Annotated in this window: 18 protein-coding genes; 6 read left to right on the forward strand and 12 right to left on the reverse strand. The window is 40.5% G+C overall.

Features of this window, described 5'->3' with window-relative positions; all coding sequences use genetic code 11:
• Positions 1–22: 22 nt before the first annotated feature.
• Positions 23–463: a hypothetical protein gene (locus tag ACW6NC_RS00205; RefSeq protein WP_457862910.1), complete on the reverse strand. Its 441-nt coding sequence runs from the start codon at positions 461–463 to the stop codon at positions 23–25.
• 138 nt (positions 464–601) lie between these two features.
• Here ACW6NC_RS00205 and ACW6NC_RS00210 point away from each other — a divergent pair, with 138 nt between their 5' ends.
• Complete coding sequence (locus tag ACW6NC_RS00210) at positions 602–1,234, forward strand: phosphoribosyltransferase (RefSeq protein WP_457862912.1); 633 nt, start codon at positions 602–604, stop codon at positions 1,232–1,234.
• 43 nt (positions 1,235–1,277) lie between these two features.
• A complete protein-coding gene (locus ACW6NC_RS00215) occupies positions 1,278–2,039 on the forward strand; it encodes an SDR family NAD(P)-dependent oxidoreductase (protein ID WP_457862913.1) in 762 nt (253 codons plus the stop codon).
• Between the two features lie 8 nt (positions 2,040–2,047).
• Here ACW6NC_RS00215 and ACW6NC_RS00220 read toward each other — a convergent pair whose 3' ends face one another.
• The 4 genes from ACW6NC_RS00220 to ACW6NC_RS00235 all read right to left on the reverse strand — a co-directional run bounded on the left by ACW6NC_RS00220 (position 2,048) and on the right by ACW6NC_RS00235 (position 8,662).
• Positions 2,048–4,681 carry a cation-translocating P-type ATPase gene (locus ACW6NC_RS00220; protein WP_457862915.1) on the reverse strand — a complete coding sequence of 878 codons (2,634 nt, stop codon included), beginning with the start codon at positions 4,679–4,681 and terminating at the stop codon, positions 2,048–2,050.
• Positions 4,682–4,712: 31 nt separating this feature from the next.
• Entirely contained in the window at positions 4,713–7,079 is a 2,367-nt protein-coding gene (gene ppsA, locus ACW6NC_RS00225) for a phosphoenolpyruvate synthase (protein ID WP_457862917.1), read from the reverse strand.
• Positions 7,080–7,089: 10 nt separating this feature from the next.
• Positions 7,090–7,476 carry a hypothetical protein gene (locus tag ACW6NC_RS00230; RefSeq protein WP_457862918.1) on the reverse strand — a complete coding sequence of 129 codons (387 nt, stop codon included), beginning with the start codon at positions 7,474–7,476 and terminating at the stop codon, positions 7,090–7,092.
• 64 nt (positions 7,477–7,540) lie between these two features.
• Positions 7,541–8,662, reverse strand: a complete 1,122-nt coding sequence (locus ACW6NC_RS00235; RefSeq protein WP_457862920.1) for a DUF6544 family protein — start codon at positions 8,660–8,662, stop codon at positions 7,541–7,543.
• A 182-nt stretch (positions 8,663–8,844) separates the two neighbouring features.
• On the opposite strand from ACW6NC_RS00235, the gene ACW6NC_RS00240 reads away from it, so the two are divergent.
• Positions 8,845–10,134 (forward strand): cation:proton antiporter, encoded by a 1,290-nt coding sequence (locus tag ACW6NC_RS00240; protein ID WP_457862921.1) that lies wholly within the window; start codon positions 8,845–8,847, stop codon positions 10,132–10,134.
• Here the strand turns inward: ACW6NC_RS00240 and ACW6NC_RS00245 are convergent.
• From ACW6NC_RS00245 to ACW6NC_RS00265, 5 genes are all read right to left on the reverse strand, one after another.
• The gene (locus ACW6NC_RS00245; RefSeq protein ID WP_457862923.1) at positions 10,123–10,818 is read right to left on the reverse strand and encodes an LrgB family protein; all 696 of its coding nucleotides are present in this window, start codon (positions 10,816–10,818) and stop codon (positions 10,123–10,125) included. The two genes, ACW6NC_RS00240 and ACW6NC_RS00245, sit on opposite strands and share 12 nt — an antisense overlap.
• On the reverse strand, positions 10,815–11,147 hold the full coding sequence (locus ACW6NC_RS00250; RefSeq protein ID WP_457862924.1) for a CidA/LrgA family protein: 333 nt from the start codon (positions 11,145–11,147) through the stop codon (positions 10,815–10,817). Before ACW6NC_RS00250 ends, ACW6NC_RS00245 begins: the two co-directional genes overlap by 4 nt.
• A 12-nt stretch (positions 11,148–11,159) precedes the next feature.
• Positions 11,160–11,933, reverse strand: coding sequence for a creatininase family protein (locus ACW6NC_RS00255; RefSeq protein ID WP_457862926.1), 774 nt, complete (start codon positions 11,931–11,933; stop codon positions 11,160–11,162).
• 87 nt (positions 11,934–12,020) lie between these two features.
• Positions 12,021–13,073, reverse strand: coding sequence for an RluA family pseudouridine synthase (locus ACW6NC_RS00260; RefSeq protein WP_457862928.1), 1,053 nt, complete (start codon positions 13,071–13,073; stop codon positions 12,021–12,023).
• On the reverse strand, positions 13,073–13,678 hold the full coding sequence (locus ACW6NC_RS00265) for a PASTA domain-containing protein (RefSeq protein WP_457862930.1): 606 nt from the start codon (positions 13,676–13,678) through the stop codon (positions 13,073–13,075). The genes ACW6NC_RS00260 and ACW6NC_RS00265 overlap by 1 nt, the downstream gene beginning before the upstream one ends.
• A gap of 101 nt (positions 13,679–13,779) precedes the next feature.
• Between ACW6NC_RS00265 and ACW6NC_RS00270 the strand changes: the two genes are divergently transcribed.
• Both ACW6NC_RS00270 and coaD read left to right on the forward strand, forming a co-directional pair.
• Positions 13,780–14,754 carry a D-alanine--D-alanine ligase gene (locus ACW6NC_RS00270; protein WP_457862932.1) on the forward strand — a complete coding sequence of 325 codons (975 nt, stop codon included), beginning with the start codon at positions 13,780–13,782 and terminating at the stop codon, positions 14,752–14,754.
• 102 nt (positions 14,755–14,856) lie between these two features.
• The gene (gene coaD / locus ACW6NC_RS00275; RefSeq protein WP_457862934.1) at positions 14,857–15,315 is read left to right on the forward strand and encodes a pantetheine-phosphate adenylyltransferase; all 459 of its coding nucleotides are present in this window, start codon (positions 14,857–14,859) and stop codon (positions 15,313–15,315) included.
• On the opposite strand, the gene ACW6NC_RS00280 is transcribed toward coaD, so the two are convergent.
• Positions 15,312–17,603, reverse strand: coding sequence for a TonB-dependent receptor (locus ACW6NC_RS00280; protein WP_457862936.1), 2,292 nt, complete (start codon positions 17,601–17,603; stop codon positions 15,312–15,314). The two genes, coaD and ACW6NC_RS00280, sit on opposite strands and share 4 nt — an antisense overlap.
• Positions 17,604–17,760: 157 nt before the next feature.
• On the opposite strand from ACW6NC_RS00280, the gene ACW6NC_RS00285 reads away from it, so the two are divergent.
• Positions 17,761–19,512: a M14 family metallopeptidase gene (locus tag ACW6NC_RS00285; protein WP_457862938.1), complete on the forward strand. Its 1,752-nt coding sequence runs from the start codon at positions 17,761–17,763 to the stop codon at positions 19,510–19,512.
• Here ACW6NC_RS00285 and ACW6NC_RS00290 read toward each other — a convergent pair.
• Entirely contained in the window at positions 19,480–20,103 is a 624-nt protein-coding gene (locus ACW6NC_RS00290) for an NUDIX hydrolase (protein WP_457862940.1), read from the reverse strand. The genes ACW6NC_RS00285 and ACW6NC_RS00290 overlap by 33 nt on opposite strands.
• Positions 20,104–20,108 lie beyond the last annotated feature (5 nt).

Raw genomic sequence — 20,108 nt, forward strand, 5'->3', positions numbered from 1 at the left:
TAGAATGGACTGCCGAGTTTATTTATTTAATATCAGAAAAGTCCTCGGTATCCTTTAGGTATTCAGTTATGGTAAAGATCTCCTTCCTGTTTTTTCTAAAGGATTTCACAAAATCTGTTACCTCATTTTCAAGGTGTTCGTGCTCAAGACGAAAAATCCTGGAATCTTCACTGTCCGATTCTATCATTATTCCCAGCTGTTCTCGGTGTTTTTGAGTTTTATGAAGCAGGTCCTGACAACGGGAACGAATTTCCTGAAGTTCCAATTTAAGTTTAGATACTGCATTAATACTCTCCTGATTGTCTATCCAAATAAAGTATTTGTCGATAAGCTTATTGAGAAAACTCAGATCATCTCTAAAGAATTTCAGATCAGATTCCCAGTGTTGAGTGAGTAAATAGAGCTGATCCCAATCTGCTTGAATTATAAATTCCCCTTTGGGTCTTTTTCTAAAATTTTCCATAATACAGCAATTTAATTACCCTTGAAATTAAACTTTTAGGCCATAAAAAATAATGATTTTAATCATACCCCAACAAGATTGACTTTTATCATTTTCAGGGAGAAATCTTTACAATATCTTAAGGTCAAAATCTCAGGGATGTTTACCGACAGAATAGATGCAGCAGTACAATTGAGCCGCGAGTTGGCAGACTACAAGGGCAAGGAGACAGTAGTACTGGCCATTCCAAGAGGGGGACTTCCAATCGGGGCTGTCCTTGCTAAAGAACTTGGTGCAGCTCTGGATGTAGTTTTATCCAAGAAAATAGGACATCCTTATAATAAGGAGTTTGCTATTGGAGCCGTAAGTCTGGAGGATATCACCTTGAGTTCCAAAGCAGACTTCTCAGAAGACTATATTTCTTCGCAGACAAATAAAATAAGGGAATTACTTCGCAAAAGAGACAAAGAATATCATAAAAGTGCAAAATCGGTTAGTTTGAAAGATAAAATAGTCATTATAACGGATGATGGGATCGCTACCGGGAATACCCTATTAAGTACGGTAATGTTAGTGAGCAAGCAAAATCCCCGGGAAATTATTGTCGCAATCCCGGTAGGGCCTCCATCATCGATACAAAAATTAAAGACTTCCCCTGAGATCAGTAAGGTGATCTGTCTAGAAACGCCCCAAAATTTTAGCGCAGTGGGGCAATTCTATGAAGATTTCAGGGCGGTAAGTGACAGGGAGGCTATACAGATACTAAGTGAAACCAATCGGAATTCCAGTTAGCTTTATCATTAAATTTTCAAGAATTCATTCAATACAAATAACTATGAAAAGATTAGAGAACAAAGTGGCATTAATCACAGGTGGTGCAGGTGGAATTGGATTGGAAACAGCCAGGTTATTCCTTGCAGAGGGCGCCAAAGTATTCTTAACGGATCTCAAGGAAGAAGAACTCAAAAGCGCTGCTGAAAGCTTAGAAAGCGAAAAAGTAGCCTGGTGTACCGCTGATGTATCAAAATCCAAGGACACAATAAAATACCTGGAGAAATGTCTCTATTATTTCAACAGGATCGATATTTTTTTTAATAATGCCGGGATTGAAGGGAAAACCAGTTCCATAGAAGAATATCCCGAAGAAATTTTTGATAGGGTGATAGCCGTAAACCTTAAAGGGGTATGGTTGGGATGTCAACATGTGATTCCCAGGATGGAAGATGGGGGAAGTGTTATCATTACCAGCTCAGTGGCAGGCTTAAAGGGTTTTCCTAAGCTTGGGGCCTATGTGGCTTCAAAACATGGAATTATTGGTATTATGCGGACTGCAGCCCTGGAATTTGCTCAGCGAAAAATAAGGGTCAATTCCATACATCCCGGCCCCGTAGATAACCGAATGATGCGGTCCATTGAGGATCAATTCGGTCCGGATAACCCAGACAAAGTTAAAGATGATTTCGAAAATACCATTCCTTTTGGCCGCTATGCCCAATCAAAAGAAATTGGACAGCTGGCACTATTTCTTGCCAGCGATGAGAGTAAATACATCACCGGAACCCAGCAAGTAATCGATGGTGGAATGGTAATTAAGTAATACAGGTTTTAATTGGTTATACCCGTCTTTTTTAGAATCTGAGACACCACTAAAGAGGCAAAAGCAAAAACCCCAATGATGAGAAATTGTTCTCTATTTAGAGATACAAGAGATAGGGCCTCTTGCGTAATAGGTATAAAATAAACCACTATCATTATAAAAATGGAGAATACCAGGGCCACCCATACCCAGGGATTTTTTGTCACTTCATTGATAAGGAATGAAGCTTTTCGTCGTGGAAGATTAAAAACGTTTAACAATTGTGCTAAGACCAGAGTATAAAAGGCCATATTATTAACTTCAAGGGCAGAGTAGGATTTGCCCAAATGAGCATAGACCACGATGCCAATTACAGCGGAAGTTATACTAAGTCCGTATAAGACCGTCGATATCCATAGTTTCCGGGTAAGTATGGGCTCCTGTGGATCCCTTGGTGGCTGCTTCATTACATGGGGATCACCTTTGCCCACTCCCAGGGCCAGGGCTGGAAAAACGTCTGTTACCAAATTTAGAAATAGAATTTGCAAAGGCAACAGGGGTAAAGGAAGGTTGCTAAAAGATGCAAGGGCCACAGAAATTATTTCTGCAAGATTGCAGGATAAAAGGAAAACCACAAATTGCCTTATATTTTCAAAGATAGTTCGACCCTGCCTAATAGCCAGTTCGGTAGAGGTAAATTTATCATCCATAATAATCACATCGGCAACTTCTTTGGCAGCCTCCGTTCCACGAATGCCCATCGCTATACCTATATCTGCTTTTTTAAGGGCCGGAGCATCATTTACCCCATCTCCCAGCATGCCGACTATAGCCTTATTCTTCTGATAAAATTCTACCAAATCGAGCTTTTGCTTGGGGACCATCCTGGCAAAAATGGCGGCTTCCATAACTTTTTTTTCCTGCGTTGAGTTGAAAGCTTCAAAATTCTCCAGTTCGCGTCCCAGAATCACCATGCTTTCAGGGGCATTCTCTTCTATTAAACCTATCTCCTCGCCTATTTTACGGGCTGTATCCGGGTGATCCCCGGTGATCATCACCACTCTAATTCCCGCATTTTTATAAGTATCAATCGCCTGTTTGATATCCTTTCTTGGCGGGTCCAAAAAACCAAGAATTCCCAGAAAAACCAGGTTTTTCGTCAGGTGCTCATTTTCAGGTTTTTCATCGGTTTCCCGATAAGCAAAAGCCAATACTCTTATCCCTTCAGCAGCGATCTCTCCCGCTTTTTTCTGCCATACATCTTTATCCGAGAACTCTTTTTCCCCATCAGGAGTCAAAACATGGTCACAATCAGGAAGTAAAGCTTCCAGGGCCCCTTTAACGGTAATAAGATAATGAGCTCCATAATTTTGGAGGGTAGCCATTTTTTTGATCTCTGCGTCAAAGGGAATTTCTGCTATTCTGGAATTTTTTCTCCTAATTTCTTCATAGTTGAAACCTTGTTCACCAAGAAATTCCACCAGAGCGATTTCTACCGCGTCGCCTTTTTGCTTTCCATAATGCAGGCTGCTATCATTACAAAGTGCAGCTACCTCCATAATCCTTTGGAAAGCTAATTCGTCTTTAAGGTTTTTAGCATTAAATTCCGCTACAGGATAATCCCCGGATGAGAGCATCATATAATGAATACTCATTTTATTCTCAGTAAGCGTTCCTGTTTTGTCCGTGCAAATAATTCCGGTTTCTCCCAGAGTTTGAACAGCTTCTAGTTTTTTGATGACCACCTGGCGCCTGGAGAGCCTTAACATTCCTCGTGCCAGGGCTATGGTTGCTACAATAGGAAGCCCTTCGGGAATGGCCGCTACGGCTAGGGCAATTCCAGTTTTTATCATCAAGGCAAGATCCTTACCCTGGAAAAACCCGGTTGCCACAATCAATACCGCGAGTCCCAGGGTGAGCCAAATCAACCAATAGCTGAGTTTTTTTAGCTTTTTTTCAAGCGGAGTCTTCGTTTTCTTAGCTTCCCGGGTAAGCTCACTAATTTTTCCAATTTCTGTTTTGGTACCTGTGGCTACAATGATCGCTTTGGCTTTCCCTCTGGCTGCAATGGTTCCCTTGTAAAGCATATTCCTCCTTTCTGCAAGCGGGGTATCATCTGGAAGTCTATCTTCAATTTTTTCGATCTGATTGCTTTCTCCGGTAAGAACAGCTTCTTTAACAGCAAAACTACTGGATTCCAGGACACGGGCGTCACCAGGAATCACATCCCCGGCTTCCAGAAGTACGATATCTCCAGGCACTAGCAACATTGCTTTGATCTTTTCGATCTTTGAATCCCTTAGAACATTGGCAACAGTCTGCACCATTTTTTGAAGCGCTTCCACCGATCTTATAGCCTGCCATTCCATAAAAAACCCGATAAGGGCCGTTATTAATATTACGATCAATACGGCAAATCCTTCCAGCCACTCGCTAAATGCAAATGCTAGAAGCATAGCCACAGCGAGAATATAGACTATAGGATCGAGAAACTGTTCAACGAGAATTAGCCATATATTTTTACTCTTGGCATCGCGCAACTTGTTTGGTCCATATTGTTTGAGTCGTTTTTGTACCTGGCTGGAAGACAGTCCTTTTTCAGGGTCTACTGAAAATTCCGAAAGGATCTCCTGACGAGATATCGCATAGGGTTGAGTGGGCATGCTACCGGTGTTTTTAAAGGTGCCAATAAACTTAGTTTTTTTCGGCCTTATTGACATTTTCTATCCCTTTGAGCAGCGCATCAGGATTAAATGAAATACTGCTGATACCTTGCTTAACCAGAAAGGCCGCATACTCAGGAAAATCACTTGGAGCCTGACCACAAAGGCCAATCTTTATATCAGCTTTTTTAGCTTTTCTTATTGCTGTGGCTATCATTTCCTTGGCTGCTGCATCATTTTCATTAAATACTTCGGCCATAACTTCAGAGTCTCTGTCAACCCCAAGGGTAAGCTGGGTTAGGTCATTCGATCCTATCGAGAACCCATCAAAAATTTCTGCAAATTCCTCAGCCAGAATAACATTGGAAGGAATTTCAACCATCATATAGATCTCAAGACCATTTTCCTCTTGGGTGAGCCCGAAATTTTTCATCAGTTCAATCACATTTCGGCCTTCCTCTAGGGTCCGGCAAAACGGGATCATCACCTTAACGTTGCTTAGGCCCATCTCATCCCTAAGCTTTTTAATGGCTTTACACTCCAATTCGAAACCGGCCTTATAAAAAGGATGATAATAACGTGCGGCTCCCCGAAAACCGAGCATTGGGTTTTCTTCCTGAGGTTCAAACGTTTTACCACCTATGAGATTGGCATATTCATTACTTTTAAAATCACTCATTCTAATAATGACCTCTTTAGGATAAAATGCAGCCGCCATGACCGCAAGTCCTCGGGACAATTCCTCAATGAAGTAATCTTTCTTATCCTCGTATTGCCAGGTAAGTTTTTCAATGTCTTTTTTGGTTCTAGAATCACTTATCTGGTCAAATTTCACAAGAGCCATCGGGTGTACCTTGATAAGATGCGTAATAATGAATTCCATACGAAGCAACCCGATCCCGTTATTGGGATAAAAAGAAAGCTGAAAGGCCCTGTCAGGATCAGAAAGGATTAGTTTAACTTCGGTTTGAGGTAGTTTTATCTTGCCAAAATCTATTTCGGTCTTTTCGAATTGGAGTTTTCCTTCATATACGAATCCTGTTTTACCCTCACAGGAGACGGTTATTTTTTGGCCATCCTTAATAAGGGTAGATCCATTATTGGTACCTACAACGGCTGGCACCCCAAGTTCTCGTGCTACTATAGCTGCGTGGCTTGTCCGGCCTCCCCGGTCGGTAATCACTGCAGCCGACCTTTTAAGCAAGGGGTCCCAGTCCGGACTGGTAGTAGAGGTTACCAGTATATCACCAGGTTTTAATCGATGGGACTCAGCGGGAGAATTAAGAATACGTGCGACACCCGTAGCTATACTGGATCCTATAGCATTACCACTAACCAACATTTCAGAATGTTCGGTTAAATGGTACTCCAAATGGTATAGACTTTCCTTTTCCCCATGTACGGTTTCCGGACGGGCCTGTGTTATAAAAAGTTGACCGGTTTCCCCATCCTTAGCCCACTCGACATCCATGGGACGTGAATAATGGTCTTCAATCACCAAAATCCATTTTGACAGCTGCATTACCTCTTTATCACTCAACACGAAGGAATCCTGTTTTTTTACAGTGGTGTCCATAGTGACAGTGGAAGAATGGCCGTTGGATTCGGAATAAACCATGGTAAGCTCCTTTCGACCCAGTTTTTTCTGAATTATCGGGTATTTTCCCGTTTTCAGGGTAGGTTTAAAAACATCAAACTCATCGGGATTAACCAGACCCTGTACTATGGTTTCACCCAAGCCCCATACTCCTGAAATATGAATAAGGTTCCTAAAACCTGATTCCGGTTCCAGGCTAAAACCGATTCCAGAGCAACCAGTATCTGATCGCACCATTTTTTGAACTCCCACAGACAGGGCAATATCGTGATGCGCAAAGCCATGATCTTCACGATATTTTATAGCCCGGTCCGTATAAAGTGAAGCAAAACAGTTTTTAACAGCTCTTAAAAGTGATTTTGCGCCGGTTATGTTTAAAAAAGTATCATGTTGGCCGGCAAAACTGGCGTCAGGTAGGTCTTCAGCTGTAGCGCTGCTTCTAACTGCAACGGGTATATTTCCAGTCTTCCCTAGATCTTTATAGGCCTGTATTATTTCATCGGTGAATTTTCCAGAAAAGCTTGAAGATTTTATAATTTCCCTGGCTTGCAAGCCAATTTCAGAAAGGTTTTCATAATTTCCTTTATCCAGAGCCTCCATGAGATCTTTTAGTTTTTGCTCCAGGTCATTAACCTTGAGAAATGACCAAAAAGCCTCAGAAGTCGTTGCAAAACCATCAGGTACTAACACTCCTTCAGATGAAAGTTCATTAAACATTTCACCAAGGGAAGCATTTTTACCCCCGACCTGTGGAAGATCGTCAAGTGACAATTCACTGAATTTTTTTATAAATTCCATCATAGTCCGAATTTTAGTACAACACCAATTGATAACCCATATTCAATAAGAATATCCCCATAAGGAAAAGAATAATATATATTACTTGTACAAACCGAATGTTGAGTGTGGTTAAACGGCGTGTAGTAGAATCAGGAAACACAAAAAGCCCAAGCCCTATAAATAATGACATCCATCCTAAACCTGTTATAATTATCCGCCAATCCGGCTCCCAGAGATTGTGGAAAAGAATATTTAATAAGCCCAAAATGATGGCTGCAAAAGCGGCTAAAATCAGAAATTTCTGATCTTTGAGATCTTCGAAGATCTGCCTTATCCTTTGTGGATTGAAACTAAGAATAAAGAAAAAAATAAGCAGATACCAACCCCAAAATTTGGCAAGAAATACTGATGTTTCCATAACCTAAAGCATATTGGTTTTATCCAAATTTACCAGTAATAAGCCAAAATTAATATGACAAATATCAGTAGAACAGGTCTTGACCCCGCTTAAAGCCATCATCACTATAATCTACCTCCATGATTTCTAATTCCAACCAGGTAAAATCACTCTCTGCCAACTTCCAGGTAATTTTACTTTTATTGGGAATTCTATATCCGGAGAATTCGGCAAATCCGAGCATTTCGACTTTCCAGGTTTCTTCTTTGGAATTTTGTTCTCCTCCATAAAAACGCTGCGTCTGGAAGGAACGTAAATCTCCGTCTTCAGAGAAATTAAAAATCCCTGATACCTCTTTACCATAAATTTCCAGATCTGCTCGGGCGGTATTGTCCTCCAAGGCCTCCCAGCTAATTTTGCTGCTTAATGCAGCTGTGGGAAACCAACAAATCTCGGCCAGAAAACGCTGCATGGCTCCAGAATCAATTTTTTCATTATCATATTCATTGACTACAGGGAACAGGGAGAATAACTTAATAAGCATTTCCCCTTCTCCCCGCATTAACTTATCCCTGCCATCAAAATAGATGAATGAACCAGGGTTCACCCGGGCAGTCCAGATGAAAGACTGTGCGTGGACATTAACATATTGCGTAGCTCGAAAGGGCATCCAGTCTCCCCCGGGCTTAATTTTCATTCTGCCCTGTTGTTCAAGCCGAACGAAAGCAGCTTTTGGTTTTTCGGCTACACCAGATTTTCTTAACCATTTCTGGATGATACTCGGAAGTTGAGGATTGTCTACCAACTTTGCTGGAAGATGGGTTGAAGGGGCAGGAAGCTGAACAAGGCGGCTTACCTCCTTTTCTGTTTTCTTCTGAAAATAAAAACTACCAAGCCCGGGTAGACTTATTAAAAATAAAACCAGATTAAGAATGCTACCATATTTAGCGTCATGCCAGACAAGGATAATAAGAACCTGAGAAATTAAAATACCGGCAAGAGCAAAAAAGGGCCACCACGATTTTCCAAGCAAAAATAAAAGGATCACCAATAAAAAGAGCAATGCAGAAAACAACCATAAATACCCAAGGGACCTGGAAATTTCCAGTTGAAGCTGTTTTAATGCAAGCAGATCGAATGCTTTGAGAAAACCCAATAGATGAATTAAAGCATGAATAAGAAAAATTATGCTAACAATGAGCTTCATTTTCAAAGGATTACTGCCTATAAATTTACTGGAAAACGCTCTGTAAAAATATGATGAAAATCATTTTACAATTATCAAAAAGAGGCGGTCTTAACTTCCCATTCTCTTGAATTGTTAGTCTTTTGTGAAAGTCTGATGAGGTTTTTACCTCAATGTAAAAAATCTGTTACTTTTATATATCTATGAAAGAGCACTACCTCATCCTCGCAGGCTTAGGATTAGCCACCTTGGTAATGGCCTGGCTACCTTCTATTTCTCGAAAAATTAAAGTAAGCTCCCCAGTACTGTTATTGCTAATAGGCTTTTTACTTTTTTACCTGGACATTCCATTGAGTTGGCCGGATCCTTTATGGAACGATTACAATCTGATGTACTTTTCAGAAATCATTGTGATTATCTCCCTGATGGGAGCAGGATTAAAAATAGGTACCGAATACTCGTTTCAAACATGGAAACGTCCTCTCTTATTAGTTTTTGTCACTATGCCATTATGTATGCTCTCAGCTTATTTTTTAGGTAACCATTTTTTATTGTTTAGTGTTCCTTCTTCCCTACTACTGGCTGCCATTCTCGCTCCAACAGATCCTGTACTGGCTGCTGAAACCCAGTTGGATGACCCCACACGGGAGAAAAAATTCAGGGAGCGGGTAAGATTTTCCTTAACCGCAGAGGCCGGATTAAATGATGGTATGGCTTTCCCATTTACTTTTATGGCCTTGCTGGTGGCTCAGGCTGGGGGTTGGGCCCTTTTTGACCTCAGCGCCTGGTTTCTAGATAAATTCCTGCTAAAAATTGTAATAGGAATCATCTGTGGAATAGCCATAGGAAGATTTATTGGCTTTCTTTTAGACAGGCTCCATCGTCTTACCAATATCAAAACTTTTGATGGTTTTCTCGCATTATCACTCACTATTTTCAGCTATGGAATTACGGAATTATTGCACGGTTATGGTTTCCTTGCCGTATTCTTCGCTGGACTCAGTGTAAGATATTATGAAAAAATAAGTGGCGATTATAAAAAGAAAATGCATGATTTTGTTCATGAGATTGAACGTTTACTGTTAGTGGTATGGATAATCTTATTTGGAGGCTCGCTTATGAATGGAATGCTTGAATTAACCGACTGGAGAGGAATTTTATTTGCTTTTGTCTTTGTGTTAATTATACGTCCAATAGCGGGCTTAATAGGACTTATAGGTATCAGAGAATCTTTTAAAAGCAAACTGGCAATAAGTTTCCTCGGAATCAAGGGAATTGGTTCAGTCTTTTATCTTTCCTGGGCTTTTGTGCAATTTGATGGTTTTGAAAATAAAAATGAGTTGCATTCTATCACGGCGTATATTATCTTAATTTCCATAGTGGTTCATGGTTTTACCGCCCCATCCATCATACGATATTTCAAGAAAGACCGATTTGGAAATGATGTTGTAGAGGAAGAAGATGGCGCAATTTCAGAGGAATCAGAAAATTAATTCTATAAGGTAAGGAGTGATCAATGCTGTAATAATTCCATTAAGGCACATGGCCAGGCCACTGTAAACACCCTGGATTTTACCTTCTTCAAAAGCTCTGGCAGTACCTATACCATGGGCTGCGGTACCCAGAGCAGTACCGATGGCAATCTTACTTCTTATCCCGAATTTCTTCAAAATAAAAGGTCCGAATGCATTACCAAATATTCCCACTGCTATTACTATTCCAGCAGTGATCTCAGGTATTCCGTGTATAAGCCGGGTAATTTCAATGGCAATTGGAGTGGTAACCGATTTGGCTGCAAGAGACCTGGTGATTTGTTCGGGAGCCTTAAGTAGTAGAAGAAAACCGATCACACTTAGCACCCCGGTAATGCCTCCTGCAAGGACAGCGAGGATAAAGGTCTTTAAATTTTGTTTTACCTCTTCATATTTTTCATAAAAAAACACGCCCAAGGCGACAACAGAAGGTCCGAGAAAAAAACTAATATATTTCCCGCCCACATTGTAGGTTTCAAAATCTATGCGGAATATAAGCAGGAATATAATTATACCTGTAATAGCGATCAGTACAGGATTCAAAAGGACATAGTTCCATCTTTTCCTGAGTTTAACAGCCAGAAAATAAGCTGCAATACTGATAAATACTCCAAATACCGGTAACTCCGTAAATTGATACATCATCTTCCGGCTTTCTCAATGATAATGGCTGTAAGGTATAGTGTAAGGACACTGCTGAAAATTACAGCTAAGCTTATGGGCAACCAGAATTCAGCGATCAGATTAAAATGAACCATCAAACCAACACCGTAGGGGATAAAGAAAATGACAAGGTATTTAATTAGTTTATCTGACGCGGGTTTGACGCTTTCCAAACTTATCAGTTGCAATTTCAATGCGATAAAAATCAATAGCATACCCAGAATATTTCCCGCCACTGGAAGCTGGAATATCCAGGAGACCAATTCCCCAACAATTAAAAATCCAAAAATAAAAAGCAAGCTTTTCAACATAGCACCTCTTGCTTATTCATACATATCATCCAGATTGGCAAGATGCAACTCGGTAATAAAATCCCCGATCATGCTGGTCGTTTTTTCAAAAAACTGCCTGCCTTTTTCTCTGGTAGCCTTTTTGGGGTTCCCTACACCGGTATCTTCTGTAACTTTGGTCCAGGCCCTTTGAGTAGTTGCCCAACCTTCTCGGAGTCCACGAATTCTAAAAGTTTTTGCGGCTCCGTCCCCGGCTTCTTCCAGGGGAAGCACTAAATCTGGGGTAAGGTGCATTACAGTCGCAGTTTCAAGTTCACCGGCATGATCCCCAGGCTCATCAAAATATTCTTTAGCCTCTGAAAGCTGCCACCAGTTAATAGCACAAATAAAAACACGAGGATATTCAAGGCTAAGTTCTCGAATCATCTGTTTAAAATGATTACCCCCATGAGCATTGAGAATAACCAATTTATGAATTTTATGAGCATCCAGCACCTGCACCACATCCTTTAAGACGGCATACTGAGTTGATGGATTCATATTCATACAAAGCTTTACATCCATTTGACCGGTATTAACACCAAATGGAATGGTTGGCAATACAATAGGCCTCGCATTTTGTTCCCAGGCTTTGGCAGCTGCTTCAATAGCATTGGACTCACCTAATATGTTATCAGTTGCATAAGGGAGGTGGTAATTATGAGCCTCAGTAGCCCCCCAGGGTAGAACGGCTACGGTGTACTCCTGATTTTTAACTTGTTTCCAATTGGTTTCAGCCAAGACATATGGCCTTATTTTATTGCTCATAGTTTCAATGCTTTTTGAATTTGAAAACCATAAATTTAAGGAAAGCAATAATTTTAACCCATCCGAAACATCAGGAATTTTAAAATCCTAATTAAGATTATCTTTCAGGTTTTTGGAATAATTACGCCATCTTTTGATACAATCCTGCATATCCTGAGGGATTGCAGTATCGAAACTTAAGTTTTCGCCAGTTTCAGGATGAGTAAATCCAAGGGTTTTCGCGTGAAGAGCCTGGCGCGGAAGCACTTTAAAACAGTTATCGACAAATTGTTTGTATTTGGAGAAAGTAGTTCCCTTAAGAATCTTATCTCCACCATAGCGCTGGTCATTAAAAAGGGGATGTCCAATATACTTCATATGCACTCGAATTTGATGAGTACGACCGGTCTCGAGTCTGCAGGAAACCAGGCTAACATAGCCAAAACGTTCTAGAACTTTATAATGAGTAACGGCAGGTTTCCCTTTTACCGCTTCCTCACCTTCATATACCGTGTTTTGTAATCTGTTTTTAGGATGACGACCAATATTCCCTTCGATAGTACCCGTGTCCTCTTCCACATTCCCCCAGACCAGGGCTACATATTCCCGCTCGCTGGTTTTGTCAAAAAATTGTTTGGAAAGGTGAGTCATCGCCTTTTCAGTTTTGGCTACTACCAAAAGGCCACTGGTATCCTTATCAATACGATGAACAAGGCCCGGACGCTCACTACTATTATTGGGCAGATTGTCAAAATGATAAACAAGGGCATTTATCAGGGTTCCACTGTAATTTCCATGACCCGGATGTACTACCATTCCCGCGGGTTTATTAATGACCAATAAGGCATCATCTTCATAGACGATATCGAGGGGAATATTCTCTGGAGTTAGCAGAAACTCATAGGGAGGATGTTCAAACATTACCTGAACTATGTCACCCGCCTTTACTTTGTAGTTTTGTTTTACCGGCTGGTCATTAACATAAATATTACCTGTTTTTGCAGCTTTCTGAATTTTATTCCTAGTGGCGTTCTCAATAAAATTCATCAAAAATTTATCCACCCGTAGGGGTTTCTGGCCAATTTTAGCTACGAATTTGTGATGTTCATAGAGCGTTTCATCCTGTTCTTCAGGCTCGTTGTTATCGTCTTCTTTCTTCATTAAAATTCCAATTCTTCCTCGTTTTCCTCTTCATCTTCTTCAGTTATCGAATATCGACCCGAACCATCTCCCAGTACCAGGTCTATCGTTGAGGTCTTCATCAATTCGTCTCCCGCTTCTATTTTCTTCCCTTCATGCCTAAGTTCCAGAACAGCATCTTTGGCTATGTCTGCTTTGTAGGTAATGTCTCCAATTTCAAAACCCAGGGACCTCAAAGTTGGTTCTACCTGGCGACGAGTTTTTCTAATTAGGTCAGGGATAATTACCGTTCGGTAACCAGAAGGATTAAGAGTTAGATAAATTTTTCGGTTCTCTTTTACGAATTGTCCAGGTTCAGGTACCTGTTCAATTACCGAAAATCGCGGAAAATCAGGGTTAAAGTTAGCAGAGTCCAGAATTTCATATTGCAATTCCAAGCTTGCAAGACGATCATCCACCTTATCAAGGGACATTTTGGAAAGATCAGGAACCTCGATTCGCTGATCTTGATTGGTTGAATAATCGAGCCATTGAAGTGCTAGAAAAGCGATTATAATCAAGGCGACCACAGCCAGAACCAGCTGAATTAAAAAGGTTTTGCTAAAGATAAATTTAAATAATCCCATACATTTGTTTGTGAGCGACAAAGATATAAAACCAGAGCTTTTGGTTGCAGGCCTTATTAATGATATTTTTGTTTAACGGAAATAAACTCCAAAAATTGAAGATGAAGAAAAAAATCGCCATCGCAATGGGCGGATATTCGAGCGAATATCACATTTCCATCAACAGTGGAAATATGGTTTATAAACATCTAAACCGTGAAATCTATGAACCTTACCGGGTACATATTTTACAAAATGCCTGGTCTGTAATTGATGAAAACGACAATCCATACCCGATAAACAAGAATGACTTCACTGTAAAAATAGGTGAAAAAATCATCAGCTTTGATTGTGTATTTAATACAATTCACGGAACTCCCGGAGAAAATGGGTTATTACAGGCCTACCTCGAATTAGTGGGAATCCCTCAAACGACTTGTGGGTATTACCAGGCGGCCCTTACTTTTAACAAGAGGGACCTGATAAGTGTTTTAAAAGCCTACGGCATTCAAACGGCCACAAATTTTTTTTTAGATAAAGAAGATAAGATCGATGTAGAAGCGATAATAGACCGGGTGGGGCTACCTTGTTTCGTAAAAGCTAACCGTGCCGGCAGTAGCTTTGGAATTACCAAAGTTAAAAAAGAGGATGATTTAATCCCTGCTACCAAAACGGCTTTCAAGGAGGACGATGAAATTATCATCGAATCTTTCCTGGACGGTACTGAAGTTTCGGTTGGGGTTATTACATGGAAAGGAAAAGTACGTGCACTCCCGGTTACTGAGATTATTTCTGAAAACGAATTTTTTGACTATGAAGCCAAATATCTAGGAAAATCACAGGAAATCACCCCGGCCAACATTTCAAAGGAGCAAACCAAAAAAGTCCAGGGGATCGCCAAATTGATTTATCAGAAACTGAAAATGAGAGGCTTTACCCGTTCAGAATTTATTTTTCATAACGGAGAACCTCATTTTATAGAAATGAATACCACACCTGGACTGAGCCAGGCCAGTATTTTACCACAACAGGCAAAGGCGGCCAACATAAACTTAACAGAGCTTTATGGAAGTGCCATTGATGCGGCATTAAAGTAAACATCCAACGCGGAAATAACTATATTTACAGAATGTCCCGTCTCCCCTGAACCAATCTGAAGATGGGATTTTCGCCTTTGCGAAAGACTGAATTTTTGAATTATGAGAAAAGCTGTATTTCCAGGATCATTTGATCCCTTAACCCTTGGGCACACCGATGTCATAGACAGAGCCATCCCGTTATTTGAAGAAATAATTCTTGCTATTGGCACAAATTCCAATAAGCATTATATGTTTACCCTGGAAGAAAGGCTTCATTTTTTAAAGGAAACCTATAAAGACTCCCCTAAAGTTAAAGTGATGACCTACAAAGGGCTAACCGTAGAATTCTGTAAAGAGCAGGATGCCGATTTTCTTTTACGCGGTCTTAGAAGTGTGCAGGACCTGGAATTTGAAAAAGCCATTGGACAGACCAATTACAAAATGGCTGGTATTGATACTGTATTTTTAATCTGTTCCTCCGGTCACAGTCATATCTCTTCTACGGTGGTACGTGATGTCATCAGACACGGAGGAAATTATGAATTTATGGTACCTGATATCGTTAGAAAAAAAAATTAAAAGATATAATTCAGCTGCACTCCTCCATAATAATTTCTTGGATTACCGGGATAATAATATCGTGGTTCAGCACCTCCGAAACCTACTGCATTAGTTAAAATACTAGCCGCATAATGTTCATCCAAAACATTATTAATACCGCCATAAAGATTCACCCCCAGGTCTCCTATAATATCAATGGACCAGGAAGCCTTTAAATTTGCTAATTGATAACTTTCGGAATAACCAGAATTGGCATCATCCAGGGGAATTTCTCCAACCGCACTATACCCTGCAAAGAGATCAAGTCCAAGATCACTTTCAAAATTCAAGCCCATGTTAACTGTAGATTTAGGCACCCCAGGTAACTTGTTTCCTGAAAAATCCTGGTCTTCATTTACGAATTCTTCAAATTCAAAAAAGTTAAAAGTGGCATTTAAATAAGGCTTTAAGGAAATATCAGTGGTAAGGCTCATATTATAGTTTAGCAGAAATTCGAGCCCATTATGAACTGTTTTTCCAGCATTTAACCCGACATAACGATCCTCGGCCACACGCTGAGCGACCAATAGATCTTCAATCCTAATGGAATAGGCTGAAAACTCCGTATAAAGTCTGTTTTCCAGCCAATTCGCTTTAAAGCCGAGTTCATAGTTAATGCCGATTTCCGGTTGAAGCTCCGTATTGATTAATCCCTCGGGAGTTAGGGTTTCGGCTACACTTGGGGTAGAAAAGCCATGACTTATGGTTCCGTACAGAGTCTTTCCTGGGGTAATTTCATAAGTGCTTCCGATACGCGGAGAAAAAATGAGGTCGAAACGATATTTCCCGGATTGGTCTATATCATCCTGAGCATAAAGGTCGATTAGGCCATATTGGGTGGAATTGATATTAAAGCCGCCCTCGAACACCCATTTTTCAGTAAGTTTCATGTTTATCTGACCGAAGAAATTGCTATAGTTTCGCTCCTGTTCGTTCCCACTAAGACGCTCACCCATCACACTACCTTGATCTTCATATTCACGAAATAAATTCTCAAAAGTAGCGCCATTGTACCATTCATTATAATACTCCGCACCAAAAGTGACCTTGGACGGTAAGTTGAGCATTAACAATTCTAGATTAAAACGGGTACGCGCTCCAGCAGAGACCCGCTCCTCCTTTAAGATATCAAATGGTCTTGGTTCATAAGCATCCCTAAAGCTCATATATATGCTTGTGGTATTGCTGAAACTCTCTGAGAATGTATGCTGGTAAGAGGCACCTAACATTCCACGATCATAAGACTCGAAGCCCCGGGCTGTCTCCCAATTACCATTGGCACTTTTAGGATTATTAAGAAAATCATCCTCATTAAGTGAACTGGGGATATAAGCTTTAAGTTTGGTAAAAGTAGCCAGAAAGGAAAGGTAGTTTGCTTCGGTGGTTTGCAACCTGGCATTGATTATAGCAGACTGTCGGTCATATTCACCGTTATCCCGATAACCATCGCTGGTTAATCCGGTATAATTTGCATGCATCGCAACATTTTCAGTAGCATGCATTGCGCTGATCACATTCTTCTTTGTGTTAAAGCTTCCATGTTGATATTTTAAGGTTGCCTCGGTTTTCGGTGACTTTGGAAAGGCGGAAAAGAGGTTAACAGAACCACCTAGACCAGCTCCATATACACTGGAAGTCGGGCCCTTTATCACCTCTATACGGTCCAGGCCTTCAGGATCTATATCGTCCAAAGTAAGCTCCCCTTCAGCGGTAGTTAGTGGAATTCCATCAAAATAAGACTGTATGCGGTTGGTGCTATATTGTGACCTGGCACCAATACCGCGAATATTAATCTTATTGGTGTTCAGTGCGCCCTGATTCACATACATTCCTGGCACATTGTTGAATTTCGCTACCAGGTTGGTATTATCTCCCCTTTTAAGATCCCTGGCAGAAACCAGACTCACAGCCGACGGTAAATCCTGTAACCTTCCGGGAATTGCCATACTATTAATAATTACCTCAGATAAGTTTTCCAGGGAAGGATTAAGATAAAAAACCTCGGTCTGGTCAGCACTAAAGACATCAACTTTAAGCCTTTCAAATCCAATTCCGGATATAATGAGAGTGGTAGGAAAATCCGGAATGATAAGGCTAAAATTCCCCGCCTTATCGGACTCGACGATGGTTCCGGTGGCAGGGTTTTCGATTTGTGCATTTAAAACCGGTTCGGCAGTAACGGCATTTATCACTTTTCCATTAAAATTCTGTCCTGTAACCAGCTTTGAACCAAGGAGAACTAGTAGGAACAATAATAATTTTTTCAATATTTTTATATTTAAGACTTTTGAATAATAAATTGTCAGGAGTAAAAATACCTCATAGCCAGCAGGCATGCAAGTTGAAATCGATTAATAATATCCAGAGGGTTTTGCTGCTAAAGGCCTTTTAAGTAAGTTTATGCCTAAAATATATAGTTTTTTTATGAAAAAACTCAGTATAGTAATCCTTGGGGCTTTTTTACTGATTTCCTGCGATCTGGAAAAATATCGTTTGGTGAACGATTTCGATTTTTTAACTAAATTTGAGAAATCCGAAGGTAGAGAAACAGGTACATATGAAGAAGTCATAGCGTTCTACCAGGAACTCGCCAATGCACATACCAATATCGGCCTGGAAGAAATAGGGACTACCGATAGTGGAGAACCTCTTCACCTTGCCATATACAGTGCCAATGGCAATTTTAACTTTGAGAACTTAAGGGAGGAAAACGGAATCATTCTCATTAACAATGGAATACATCCGGGAGAAAGCGATGGAATAGACGCCACGATGATGTTGTTTCGTGATTTGGCTGGTGATTCTATTTCAACTCCCGAAAATACTGTTGTTGCTACTATTCCAGTTTACAATATCGGGGGTGCCCTTAACCGGAATTCTACCACCAGAACCAACCAAAACGGACCTGAAGAATACGGGTTTAGGGGGAACGCGCGAAACTATGACCTGAACAGGGATTTCATGAAAGCTGATACTCGAAATACCCGGAGCTTTTATGAAATTTTTCATAAGGTCAAACCCGATGTTTTCATTGATAATCATGTGAGCAATGGGGCCGATTACCAATATACACTTACTCATTTATTCACCCAACACAACAAGCTAGGCGGAGAGCTCGGGGAATATTTAAATGAAAGAATGATGCCCGCCATTGAGGACTCTTTAAAAAATAAAAATTGGGAGATTACCCCTTATGTGAATGTTTTCAATCAGGTACCCGAAAAAGGCTTTCCCCAATTTCTTGACCACCCCAGATACTCTACCGGGTACACCACTCTTTTTAACACCCTGGGTATGATGGTGGAAACCCATATGCTGAAACCATATCCGGAAAGGGTTCAGGGCACCTATGAGTTCTTGAGTTCTGTAATTAATTATACCGACGCTCAAAAAGAAACCATCAAAGACCTCCGGGATAGGGCAAGGAGAAAATACCTGACAGAACGTTGGTATCCAACCGATTTCAAACCAGATAGATCAAACCCTAGTAAAAGGGATTTTAAGGGTTTCGAGGGAGAAATGATCCCTAGCGAAGTCACCGGGGGCCAGCGGTTAAAGTATGATCGCCAGAAACCTTTTACAAAAGAAATTGAATATTATGATAATTTTATTGCGCAGGACCGCATTGAAATTCCAAGGGCCTACATCATACCACAGGGATGGTGGAATGTCACCGAGCTTCTGGAACTCAATGATATCGCACTGGAACCTCTGCCGCAGGATACAATTATCCTGGTAGAAACTTATCGGATTAAGGATTATGAAACTTCAGAGAGGGCGTATGAAGGCCACTATATGCATAAAAACACCAAGGTGAGTAGCAGGATAGATTCTGTCCAGTTCAGAAAAGGAGATTTGTATGTGAAAACATTTCAGGACGGGGCCAGGTATATTATAGAGACCCTGGAACCCACCACCCCTGATTCATTCTTCAACTGGAATTTCTTTGATCCGATTCTTCAAAAAAAAGAGGGTTTTTCACCTTATGTCTTTGAAGATATAGCCAAGGAAATGCTGGACCGGAACACTGAACTAAAAGAAGAGTTTGAACAAAAAAAACGCAAGGAACCCGAATTTGCAAATAATGCTTACGCCCAGTTAAACTGGTTGCATCAAAAATCTAAACATTATGAAAAGTCACATCTACGCTACCCGGTCTTTAGAGTCCCTCGGTAGGTATTCCTTCGGAAAGAGTTCTCTGATATTGGCATAGGATTTTCTGAGTGCTTTGCGAGACTTTTCAAGGTTTTTCCATTTTGCCTTCTCAATTCCCTCTTTTTCTTCCGGAATTAGTTCACCGGAATAATCTGAATGCATTTGGTACCAATGAGTTACTTTTAATCTGAATTTCCCTTTTCTCTTAAATACATGGTAGGTCTTAGCCAGAAAACCAGTGAGCTTTAAATTTTTAACTCCAGTCTCCTCCTCGGTTTCCCGCAAAGCGGAAGCAGCAATTTCCTCACCTTTTTCTGTTTTCCCTTTTGGGAGATCCCAGCGCTTATTTCGGTAAATAAAAAGGATCTCATTTTTGTCATTGAAAACCATACCCCCACCTGCAGTTACCACCGGCATTTTCTTGAACAAATGCTTAAGAAGTTTATCCTCTTTTTCGTGATAAAGGTTTACAAACAATAATTCTCCCCTATTAATTTGTTTAATGATCCGCTTGAGTTTCACCTTTTTAATAGGAAAAGAGGTGTATTTTTCACCCAAATCTTTTTCTGTAGAAAGGATTATTGGAATATCATTGACAAAAACTTTATACATTTGTA

The sequence above is a fragment of the Salegentibacter profundi genome (assembly GCF_054121475.1).

Excerpts from the sequence above, each read along its gene's own strand:
- ACW6NC_RS00220 (WP_457862915.1), bottom strand. The coding sequence starts at position 4,681 with ATGCCCACTCAACCCTATGCGATATCTCGTCAGGAGATCCTTTCGGAA.
- ACW6NC_RS00215 (WP_457862913.1), top strand. The coding sequence starts at position 1,278 with ATGAAAAGATTAGAGAACAAAGTGGCATTAATCACAGGTGGTGCAGGT.
- ACW6NC_RS00205 (WP_457862910.1), bottom strand. The coding sequence starts at position 463 with ATGGAAAATTTTAGAAAAAGACCCAAAGGGGAATTTATAATTCAAGCA.
- ACW6NC_RS00250 (WP_457862924.1), bottom strand. The coding sequence starts at position 11,147 with ATGTTGAAAAGCTTGCTTTTTATTTTTGGATTTTTAATTGTTGGGGAA.
- ACW6NC_RS00270 (WP_457862932.1), top strand. The coding sequence starts at position 13,780 with ATGAAGAAAAAAATCGCCATCGCAATGGGCGGATATTCGAGCGAATAT.
- ACW6NC_RS00285 (WP_457862938.1), top strand. The coding sequence starts at position 17,761 with ATGAAAAAACTCAGTATAGTAATCCTTGGGGCTTTTTTACTGATTTCC.
- ACW6NC_RS00290 (WP_457862940.1), bottom strand. The coding sequence starts at position 20,103 with ATGTATAAAGTTTTTGTCAATGATATTCCAATAATCCTTTCTACAGAA.
- ACW6NC_RS00260 (WP_457862928.1), bottom strand. The coding sequence starts at position 13,073 with ATGAAGAAAGAAGACGATAACAACGAGCCTGAAGAACAGGATGAAACG.
- ACW6NC_RS00210 (WP_457862912.1), top strand. The coding sequence starts at position 602 with ATGTTTACCGACAGAATAGATGCAGCAGTACAATTGAGCCGCGAGTTG.
- coaD (WP_457862934.1), top strand. The coding sequence starts at position 14,857 with ATGAGAAAAGCTGTATTTCCAGGATCATTTGATCCCTTAACCCTTGGG.
- ACW6NC_RS00235 (WP_457862920.1), bottom strand. The coding sequence starts at position 8,662 with ATGAAGCTCATTGTTAGCATAATTTTTCTTATTCATGCTTTAATTCAT.
- ACW6NC_RS00265 (WP_457862930.1), bottom strand. The coding sequence starts at position 13,678 with ATGGGATTATTTAAATTTATCTTTAGCAAAACCTTTTTAATTCAGCTG.
- ppsA (WP_457862917.1), bottom strand. The coding sequence starts at position 7,079 with ATGATGGAATTTATAAAAAAATTCAGTGAATTGTCACTTGACGATCTT.
- ACW6NC_RS00230 (WP_457862918.1), bottom strand. The coding sequence starts at position 7,476 with ATGGAAACATCAGTATTTCTTGCCAAATTTTGGGGTTGGTATCTGCTT.
- ACW6NC_RS00240 (WP_457862921.1), top strand. The coding sequence starts at position 8,845 with ATGAAAGAGCACTACCTCATCCTCGCAGGCTTAGGATTAGCCACCTTG.
- ACW6NC_RS00255 (WP_457862926.1), bottom strand. The coding sequence starts at position 11,933 with ATGAGCAATAAAATAAGGCCATATGTCTTGGCTGAAACCAATTGGAAA.
- ACW6NC_RS00245 (WP_457862923.1), bottom strand. The coding sequence starts at position 10,818 with ATGATGTATCAATTTACGGAGTTACCGGTATTTGGAGTATTTATCAGT.